Genomic DNA, 8,333 nt, shown 5'->3' on the forward strand with positions numbered 1-8,333 from the left:
TCCGCGACAGGGACCCGGTCTCGGCCTTCAACCCGGTCCTGCCGACGGCGTCCGACACCAAGTGCGGCATCGGGGTGCACGACTACACCAACGCCGACCGGGACTACGACACGGTCAACCCGGAGGAGAGCGCCCTGCGCGCGCTCGTCGCCAGCGCCAAGAGCCACGTGGAGATCTCCCAGCAGGACCTCCACGCGACCTGCCCGCCGCTGCCCCGCTACGACGTCCGCCTCTACGACACCCTGGCCGCGAAGCTGGCCGCCGGCGTCAAGGTGCGCATCGTCGTCAGCGACCCGGCCAACCGCGGGGCGGTCGGCAGCGGCGGCTACTCGCAGATCAAGTCCCTCGACGAGATGGGCGACGCGCTGCGCGGCCGGCTGACCGCGCTGACCGGTGACGAGCGCGCGTCGAAGGCCGCGATGTGCCAGAACCTGCAGCTGGCGTCGTTCCGGGCCTCGGACAAGGCGACGTGGGCGGACGGCAAGCCGTACGCCCAGCACCACAAGCTGGTCTCGGTGGACGACGCGGCCTTCTACATCGGTTCGAAGAACCTGTACCCGTCCTGGCTCCAGGACTTCGGCTACGTCGTCGAGAGCCCGGCGGCCGCGCGCCAGGTGGCGGACTCGCTGCTGGCGCCGCAGTGGAAGTACTCGCAGGCGACCGCGACGTACGACTACGCGCGGGGCCTCTGCAAGAACTGACGGCCCACGGGCCCGCGGGCCCCGGGTCAGCGCCTGCGCTGGCCCGGGGTGGCCGCCGTCAGCAGCAGCGCCTCGGAGACCAGGCGCGCGCCCCGGGAGAGCCGGCCGAGCTGTTCGAGCTCGATGGCGTACATCCGGATGGTGTTCTCGATGACCGACTCGGCGACGCCCATGGTCGGCAGCTCGGCCCGGCTGGTGTGCAGGGCCACGCGGACCGCGCGCATCTCGTGCTGGAGCTGGAGCTGTACGTGCCGGCCGAGCAGGGCGTGGTGGCGGGTCAGCGTCAGGTAGCTGCCGTAGCGGGCCGGGAGGAGGTCGCGCAGCCAGCGGGTGGCGGTGCGCTCCCAGTCGTGCGTGCCGGGGGCCTTGACCTGGAGGGGCCAGTCCGGACTGCGCGTGAGGGTGGCCGTCTGGGGCATTCTCGTCACTTCCGAGGGGTGTGGAACTCTGATCGAGAGACTGCGGAGGGGGGCGGCCTCGGCCCAGGGGTTGACCGAGGCCGCCAGGGGCGCTCCTCCGGGGATCCGTGTTGCCCTGACCCGACACCCGGTCCCGCCGTGAGGAGGTTCGGCGTACTGGGTGTCTGTTCGAGGCGGGCGCGGGGAACGTCCGCCTTGGCGTCGATGGGATCCGGAGCGCCTGCGTCAGTAAACATATATACCGTCGAGTAAGCAAGGGTATGAAAAATTTCATGCATACCCGGGCGGTGAATATCCCTGGTTCAGCCCCGGTGCACACGGGGTGAAAATCATCCCTACAGGAAGAAACCGTGCTGGTCGGCGGCCTGCTCGTACTGTTCGAGCCGGGCCTGGGTCCGCTCGGGGTCGGCGTCCGCCATGGCCTGGAGCAGGGCCGCGGAGAGCATGCCGGGGGCCGCGTAGGAGTCGAAGACCAGTCGGGAGCCGGTGCCGGCGGTCAGCACCACGTCGGCCTCCTCGACCAGCGGGCCCACCGTCGGGTCCGTGATCAGGACCACGCGCAGCCCGGTGCTGCGGGCCGCCCGCAGCGCGGCCAGGGTCTCGTTGGCGTGCCGGGGCATGGCGAAGGCCAGCACCCAGCTGCCGCCCGCCGCCCGTGACTGGAGCAGGGCGTCGTAGGCCACGCTGCCGCCCCGGGTCACCAGCCGCACGTCGGGGTGGATGCGGCGGGCCGCGTACGCGAAGTACTCGGCGAGGGAGACGGAGATCCGCAGGCCCAGGACGGTCAGCGGGACGGAACGGGCCAGCTCGCGGCCGATGCCGAGCACCCGGTTGGTGTCGGCGAGCAGGCGCCGGACGCTCTCGAGGTTCTCGATCTCGGCGTCGACGGCGGCCTGGAGCTCGTTGTGGCGGATCTGCTCGCGGGTGTCGGCGGTGCCCCCGGCGACGGCGCTCAGCGCCATCGGCTGGAGCACCTCGCGCAGGGCCGGATAGCCGCTGAAGCCCAGGGAGGCGGCGAACCGGGTCACGGAAGGCTGGCTGACCCCGACGCGCTCGGCGAGTTCGGTGATGGACAGGAACGCCGCCTCGGTGAGGTGGTCGATCAGGTACTGGGCGATCCGCCGCTGGCCCGGGGAGAGCCTTCGGCCGTCGAACAGCGCGAGGAGCCGGTCCGCCGCCGGCTTCTCCCGCTCCGCGGGCGGGCTCTGGCCGGGCGTGATCGCGGCCGCCTGCGCGCGTGCCTGCTGCCCCGATGACACCGGCGGCCTCCTTCTCACGTCACTCTCCCTCCAACATAGCCCACGCTCCGTGGCCGGATGATCGTCCGGCACGGCCCGGGGCACCCGGCGGGCGCGCCGCACCGGTACGCGGTACCGGTGCGGCGCCGGTTCAGCCCTGCGGCCGGGTGGGACGGCCCGAACCCCTGGTCAGGGTGTAGCCGTAGATGCCCGCGAGGGCTCCGAGCACACCGCCGGCGGCGGTCCACAGCCAGCGGTCGGACCACCAGCCGCCCGACCAGCCGCCCTCCGGGGCGCGTGCCTCGCGCTGCTGCTCCGAGGCGCTCCCGATGCCCGGGACCAGCGGCTCGCCCAGCGCGGAGTCCACCATCTGCGCCCCGCCGGTGTCCTTCGCCTCGGCCTCGACCTGCGCCTTCACCGGCAGGCCGTGGTCGTCCTCGGGCACGCCGACGACCGTCAGGCGGACGTAGTAGCTGCCCGGCAGCGGGTCGTCCGACCAGGGCTCGGCCCCGGAGCGGACCGTGCGCAGGGTGCAGGAGAGCTCCGCGGTGGCGGCCTCCTTGGCCACCGCCACGTGCTGGTTGCCGTAGGTGCAGGGCTGGCGGCGGCGCAGGCCGTCGTACAGGTCGAGCTGCCAGGTCTGCGCTCCGTGCCGGGACGCGGACGCGGGCAGGGTCACGGTGGCCCGTACGGTGAGCCGCTGGCCGCTGTCGGCGGGCACCGCCCAGTACAGGTAGTCGCCGGTGGACGCCGCGGCGGTGGCCTTCTGGCCGGGCCGGAAGAGGGCCGCGGTGCGGAAACCGGTACCGGCCTCGGTCGGGGCGCTGCCGTCCTTGCCGGTGGCCCCGCCCGCGCTGGGCGTGGGGCTCGGGGCGGCACTGGCGGCGGCCGCCGGGCCCAGCAGGGCCGCGCCCGCGAGCAGGGCGGCGGCCAGGGTGCGTACGGTACGCATCAGTTGGTCCTCCAGACGGAGATGCGCCAGCGCGAGATCCAGCCCCAGACCAGGCCGGCGAGCAGGCCGGTGAGGACCAGCAGGCCGAGGAGCCACCAGCCGCGGCCGAGGCCGAAGGAGGCGATGTCGGAGCCCTCGTCGGGGCCGTCGACCAGGTCGACGGTCAGCTCGACGGGCATGCCGGGGGCGGTCTTGACGGCCGGTCCGGCGGAGAAGGAGTTGCTGACCTGGAGGCAGACGGTCTCGGGCTTGTCCGCCTCGTCCCCGTCCGCCCCGGCCTTCGGGTAGCGCAGGCCGGTGGAGATCACGTCGGTGCGGCCGTTGCCGGCCTCGGAGCCGCGGACGATCTCCCGGCCGTGGACGGTGGTCGCGCGCAGCAGGATCCCGTAGTCGTTGTTGACGGCCCGGTCGGCGCCGATGCTCACCGAGGCGCGCAGCTCCTGGCCGGGGCGGACGTCGACCTTGTACCAGCGGTGCTCGCCGAAGGTCTCGCGGTCGCTGTAGAGGCCGGCCTTGAGGGCCGGGGCGTTCTCACAGCTCTTGGCTCCCTCGGTGGCCACGGGGGTGACGACGGGGTCGGCGGCCCGGGTCACGAGTTGTCTGACCCTGCCGGAGAGTTCGGCGGTGTGCGCGACGGAGGTGTAGGTGCCTCCGGTGGCCTCGGCGATGCAGGTCAGCTGGGAGCGGGTCTTGGCGTCGGGGACGAGGCCGAGGGTGTCCACGACGAGGTGGATGCCCTTGGCGGCGATCTCGCGGGCCACTTCGCAGGGGTCGAGCGGGGCGCAGGTGTCCTCGCCATCGGTGATGAGCACGATCCGGCGGGTGGCGTTGCCCCCGTCCAGGTCCTGGGCGGCGGCCTGGAGGGCCGGTCCGATGGGGGTCCAGCCGGTGGGGGCGAGGGTGGCGACGGCGGTCTTGGCCTCGGTGCGGTTGACCGTGCCGACGGGGTAGAGCTGCTTGGTGTCCTTGCAGCCGAGCGCCCGGTCCTCGCCCGGGTAGGTGGCTCCCAGGGTCCTTATCCCCAGGCGGACTTCGTCGGGAACCGCGTCGAGGACCTCGTTGAAGGCCTGCTTGGCCGCGGCCATGCGGGACTGGCCGTCGATGTCGTTGGCGCGCATGGAGCCGCTGACGTCGAGCACGAGCTCGACCTTGGGCGGCTCCTTGGCCGGCCCGTCGGCAGCGGCGGCGGTCTGCGGGAAGAGTCCCGCGCTCAAGGCGACGAACAGGCCGAAGGCCCCGGCCGCCAGCCGTTTTCTTGTGATCATCGCCGGATCGTATTGAGGATCCGGCGGGCAGTCCAAACCGCGTGCGGTGACCGGGATCCGCCCCGGCCCGGTCCGGTCCGGCCGGGCGGGGGCGGGTTCCTGACGGAGCGGCTACCAGCGGACCGGTAGGCGGCTCACCCCGTGCATCAGGGCCCCGGGGAGCCACTCCAGCGGGCCTCCGGCGGGGTCCACCGCCAGGTCCGGGAAGCGTTCCAGCAGGCCCCGGACGGCGATGCGTCCCTCCATCCGGGCGAGCGGGGCGCCGATGCAGAAGTGCAGGCCGTGCCCGAAGGCGAGGTGGCCGCCGGAGGGGCGGTGGATGTCGAACACGTCGGCGTCGGGGAAGCGCCCGGGGTCGCGGTCGGCGCCGGCCAGCGAGACCAGGACGGCCTGGCCGGCCGGAATGACCACCCCGCCGATCTCCACGTCCTCGGCGGTGTAGCGGTAGGTGGAGTTCTGCACGGGGCCGTCGTAGCGGAGCATCTCCTCCACGGCCCCGCCCAGCAGCCCGTCGTAGTCGGCGCGCAGGTCGGCCAGTTGGGCGGGGTGGTCGAGGAGGGCCCGTACGCCGTTGGAGATCAGGTTGACGGTGGTCTCGTGCCCGGCGACCAGCAGCAGGAAGGCCATGCCGATCAGCTCGTCGGGGGAGAGCTGGTCGCCGTCCTCGGCGCGGGTGCGGATCAGCGCGCTGAGCAGGTCGTCCCCCGGGGACTGGGCCTTGGCCGCGACGAGGTCCACGAGGTAGGCGCTGAGCTGCCGGTGGGCGGTGTTGTCAAGGGTGCCGGGCTTGGGGGCGACGACGTCGTTGGACCACTCCCGGAAGCGCTCGCGGTCGAGGTCGGGGACGCCGAGCAGCTCGCAGATGACCGTCATCGGCAGCGGGAAGGCCAGGTCGCGGATCAGGTCGGCCGACCGTTCGGGGCGGGCGGCCATCGCGTCCAGCAGCTCGTCGGTGATCTGCTGGACGCGCGGCCGCAGCGCCTCCACCCGGCGGGCGGTGAACTCCCGGGCCACCAGCCGGCGCAGCCGGGTGTGGTGCGGCGGGTCGGATTCGAGCATGTTCGCGTTGGCGGCGGTGCGCTCGATCTCCGGGAACATGTCCGTGGCGTGCCAGTCCTTGCGCAGGCCCGGGTGCGTCAGCGCGGCGCGCGCCTCCTCGTAGCCGACGACGAGCCAGTACGGCTCGGTCAGGCGGGTGTTCGGGTCGCTGATCAGGTGGACCGGCCCCGCCGCGCGCAGCTTCGCGAAGAAGGAGTGGGGGTCGGCGTCGAAGTCCGGGCTGAGGGGAACGATGTCCGATACAGGCATCTCGCCACAGTACGACGGCGAACTCCCCCGGCGCCCAGGCGAATCCGGCCACTCGCCCACGGCGGATGGCCGGTCCTCGACGGTCAGCCGGTGCGGTCCGCGAGCCCGTCCGGGAGGCTCCCCGTGTGGACGACGCCCAGGTGCTGGGTCGCCCGGGTGAGGGCGACGTAGAGGTCGCTCGGCGGGAACAGCCCGGGTTCGGCCACGATCACCGTGTCGAATTCCAGGCCCTTGGCCTGGCGCGGGTCGAGGAGGACCACGGGCCGGGTGAGGTCGGGCTCCTCCCCCGCCCGTACGCCGGGCAGGGCCGCGGCCAGCTCGGGGTGCAGGGCGCGCGGGGCGATGACCGCGAGCCGCCCCTCGGCGGGGGCGGTCTCGCGTACGCCCTCGGCGACGGCGGCCGGCAGGTCCCCGGTCTCGCGCACCCAGGGCCGTACACCGGTGGAGCGGACCGAGCGGGGCGGTTCGAAGCCGGGGTGGTGGTGGCGCAGCACGGCCGCGGCGACCTCCATGATCTCGGCGGGGGTGCGGTAGTTGACGCCGAGCCGGACGCGCTCGAAGCGGTCGCCCACGTACGGGTCGAGGATCCGCTTCCAGGAGCCGCAGCCCGCCTCGTCGCCGGTCTGCGCCGGGTCGCCGACGAGGGTCATGGAGCGGGTGGGGCAGCGGCGCATCAGCAGCCGCCAGGCCATCTCGGACAGTTCCTGCGCCTCGTCGACGATGACGTGCCCGAAGGCCCAGGTCCGGTCGGCGGCGGCGCGTTCGGCGGTGGTGCGGTGGTCGGCCTCCTCGTGCCGTTCGGCCATCCGCTCCGCGTCGATGACGTCGTGGGCGGCGAGGTACTCCTTCTCCGTGTCCTCGAACTCGTAGGACTCCGAGCCGAGGAAGAGGTCGAGGACGCCCTGCGCGTAGGCGACGCGCTCCAGCCTGTCGCGTTCGGCGGCGGCCCGTTCGGCGGTGTCGTCGACGCCGAGGAGTTCGGCGGCCTCGTCGAGGAGCGGGACGTCGGCGGGGGTCCAGTCGTCGGTGGAGCGCCTGATCAGGGCGGCGTCCCCGGCGGACAGGTGGGCGGGGTCGGCGAGGAAGTCGGAGACCAGCTGCCGGGGGGTCAGGTGGGGCCAGAGGGTGTCGATGGCGGCGTGCACGTCGGCGCTGGTGGCGATCTCCTTGCCGAGCTGGGCGACGTCGTCGGGGCCGAGGAGGTTGGGGCCGCCGTAGGGGTCGGCGCCGAGCCGGTCGGCGAGCTGTTCGGTGAGGGCGTCGATGACGGCGAAGGCGAAGTAGGGGCGGGCCAGGTTGTGGGGCAGGCCGGTGCCGCGGGCGCGGTCGCGGGCGGCGTGGGCCATGGTGCGGTCCAGCAGGAGCGTGCCGTAGTCGTCGTGGTCGATCTCCAGGGCGGGCTCGGGGACGAGGTCGTTGTCCTCGCCGCTGCCCGCGGGGACGCCCTCGGGCAGGGTCTGCCGGTCGGCGACGGCCCGGGCGAGCACCTCGGCCATGGCGGCACGGCCCTTGACCTCGGCGGCGCCGGGGCGGTCGGCGGCCGTGGCGTGGATCCCGGGGAACAGGTCGCCGGGGGCGGCGAGGAGCACTCCGGTCTCACCGAGGGAGGGCAGGACCTCCCCGATGTAGCCGAGGAAGGCGGGGTTGGGGCCGACGATGAGCACCCCGCGCTTGCCGAGGAGCTCGCGCTGGGCGTAGAGGAGGTAGGCGGCGCGGTGCAGGGCGACGGCGGTCTTGCCGGTGCCGGGGCCGCCCTCGACGACCAGGACGCCCTGGTGGGGGGAGCGGATGATGCGGTCCTGCTCGGCCTGGATGGTCTGCACGATGTCGTGCATGCGGCCGGTGCGGGCGGCGTCGAGCGCGGCGAGGAGCACGGCGTCGGCGTCGGCGCCCTCGTAGCCGGTGCGCTCGGTGTCGGCGAGGTCGAGGATCTCGTCGTGGAGGGCGGTGACCTCCCGGCCCCGGGTGGTGATGTGGCGCCTGCGGCGCAGGCCCATGGGGACGTGGCCGGTCGCGAGGTAGAAGGGGCGGGCGACGTCGGCGCGCCAGTCGAGGACGAGCGGGGTGCGTTCGCTGTCGTCCCGTCTGATTCCGATCCGGCCGATGTGGTGGTCGCGGCCGTCGGAGAACTCGAGGCGGCCGAAACAAAGGCCGTGCTCGGCGGCGTTCAGGGCGGAAAGCAGCCCGGACTGTTCGGCGACCATCACATCGCGTTCGAGGCGGGCCTGGAATCCGTTGCCGCTCTCGGCGAGGGCGCCCTGGACGGCGCGTTCGGCCTTGTCCCGCAGGGCTTCGAGGCGCGCGTAGAGCATGTCGACGAATTGCTGCTCGCTCTGGAATTCCATGTTTGACAATTTCGCTCCCTGCGCGATACGATGTCCCTGCAAAGCTTCGTCACGCCCACTTTCCAGTCTAGGCGTGAATCAACGAATATACGCAGACGCACGCCC

The 8,333-nt window shown here is 73.2% G+C and carries 7 protein-coding genes; 1 reads left to right on the forward strand and 6 read right to left on the reverse strand.

Annotated elements, in window-relative coordinates; all coding sequences use genetic code 11:
• A partial coding sequence (locus ACFVXK_RS34865; protein ID WP_389620132.1) for a phospholipase D-like domain-containing protein occupies window positions 1–701 on the forward strand: 701 nt, incomplete at its 5' end.
• 26 nt (window positions 702–727) lie between these two features.
• Here the strand turns inward: ACFVXK_RS34865 and ACFVXK_RS34870 are convergent.
• The 6 genes from ACFVXK_RS34870 to ACFVXK_RS34895 form a co-directional block, all read right to left on the reverse strand.
• Window positions 728–1,120 carry a hypothetical protein gene (locus ACFVXK_RS34870; protein WP_389620135.1) on the reverse strand — a complete coding sequence of 131 codons (393 nt, stop codon included), beginning with the start codon at window positions 1,118–1,120 and terminating at the stop codon, window positions 728–730.
• Between the two features lie 335 nt (window positions 1,121–1,455).
• The gene (locus tag ACFVXK_RS34875) at window positions 1,456–2,379 is read right to left on the reverse strand and encodes a MurR/RpiR family transcriptional regulator (RefSeq protein WP_389620138.1); all 924 of its coding nucleotides are present in this window, start codon (window positions 2,377–2,379) and stop codon (window positions 1,456–1,458) included.
• 130 nt (window positions 2,380–2,509) lie between these two features.
• Entirely contained in the window at window positions 2,510–3,310 is an 801-nt protein-coding gene (locus ACFVXK_RS34880; protein WP_389620141.1) for a hypothetical protein, read from the reverse strand.
• The gene (locus ACFVXK_RS34885; RefSeq protein WP_389620144.1) at window positions 3,310–4,575 is read right to left on the reverse strand and encodes a VWA domain-containing protein; all 1,266 of its coding nucleotides are present in this window, start codon (window positions 4,573–4,575) and stop codon (window positions 3,310–3,312) included. The genes ACFVXK_RS34880 and ACFVXK_RS34885 overlap by 1 nt, the downstream gene beginning before the upstream one ends.
• Window positions 4,576–4,686: 111 nt before the next feature.
• Window positions 4,687–5,883, reverse strand: a complete 1,197-nt coding sequence (locus ACFVXK_RS34890; protein ID WP_389620147.1) for a cytochrome P450 — start codon at window positions 5,881–5,883, stop codon at window positions 4,687–4,689.
• 83 nt (window positions 5,884–5,966) lie between these two features.
• The gene (locus ACFVXK_RS34895) at window positions 5,967–8,228 is read right to left on the reverse strand and encodes a HelD family protein (RefSeq protein ID WP_389620150.1); all 2,262 of its coding nucleotides are present in this window, start codon (window positions 8,226–8,228) and stop codon (window positions 5,967–5,969) included.
• Window positions 8,229–8,333: the final 105 nt, after the last annotated feature.

The sequence above is a fragment of the Streptomyces sp. NPDC058157 genome (assembly GCF_042884105.1).
In the GTDB taxonomy this organism is placed as follows: Bacteria; Actinomycetota; Actinomycetes; order Streptomycetales; family Streptomycetaceae; genus Streptomyces.

Coding starts and splice junctions, on each gene's coding strand:
- ACFVXK_RS34870 (WP_389620135.1), bottom strand. CDS start 1,120: ATGCCCCAGACGGCCACCCTCACGCGCAGTCCGGACTGGCCCCTCCAG.
- ACFVXK_RS34880 (WP_389620141.1), bottom strand. CDS start 3,310: ATGCGTACCGTACGCACCCTGGCCGCCGCCCTGCTCGCGGGCGCGGCC.
- ACFVXK_RS34885 (WP_389620144.1), bottom strand. CDS start 4,575: ATGATCACAAGAAAACGGCTGGCGGCCGGGGCCTTCGGCCTGTTCGTC.
- ACFVXK_RS34890 (WP_389620147.1), bottom strand. CDS start 5,883: ATGCCTGTATCGGACATCGTTCCCCTCAGCCCGGACTTCGACGCCGAC.
- ACFVXK_RS34895 (WP_389620150.1), bottom strand. CDS start 8,228: ATGGAATTCCAGAGCGAGCAGCAATTCGTCGACATGCTCTACGCGCGC.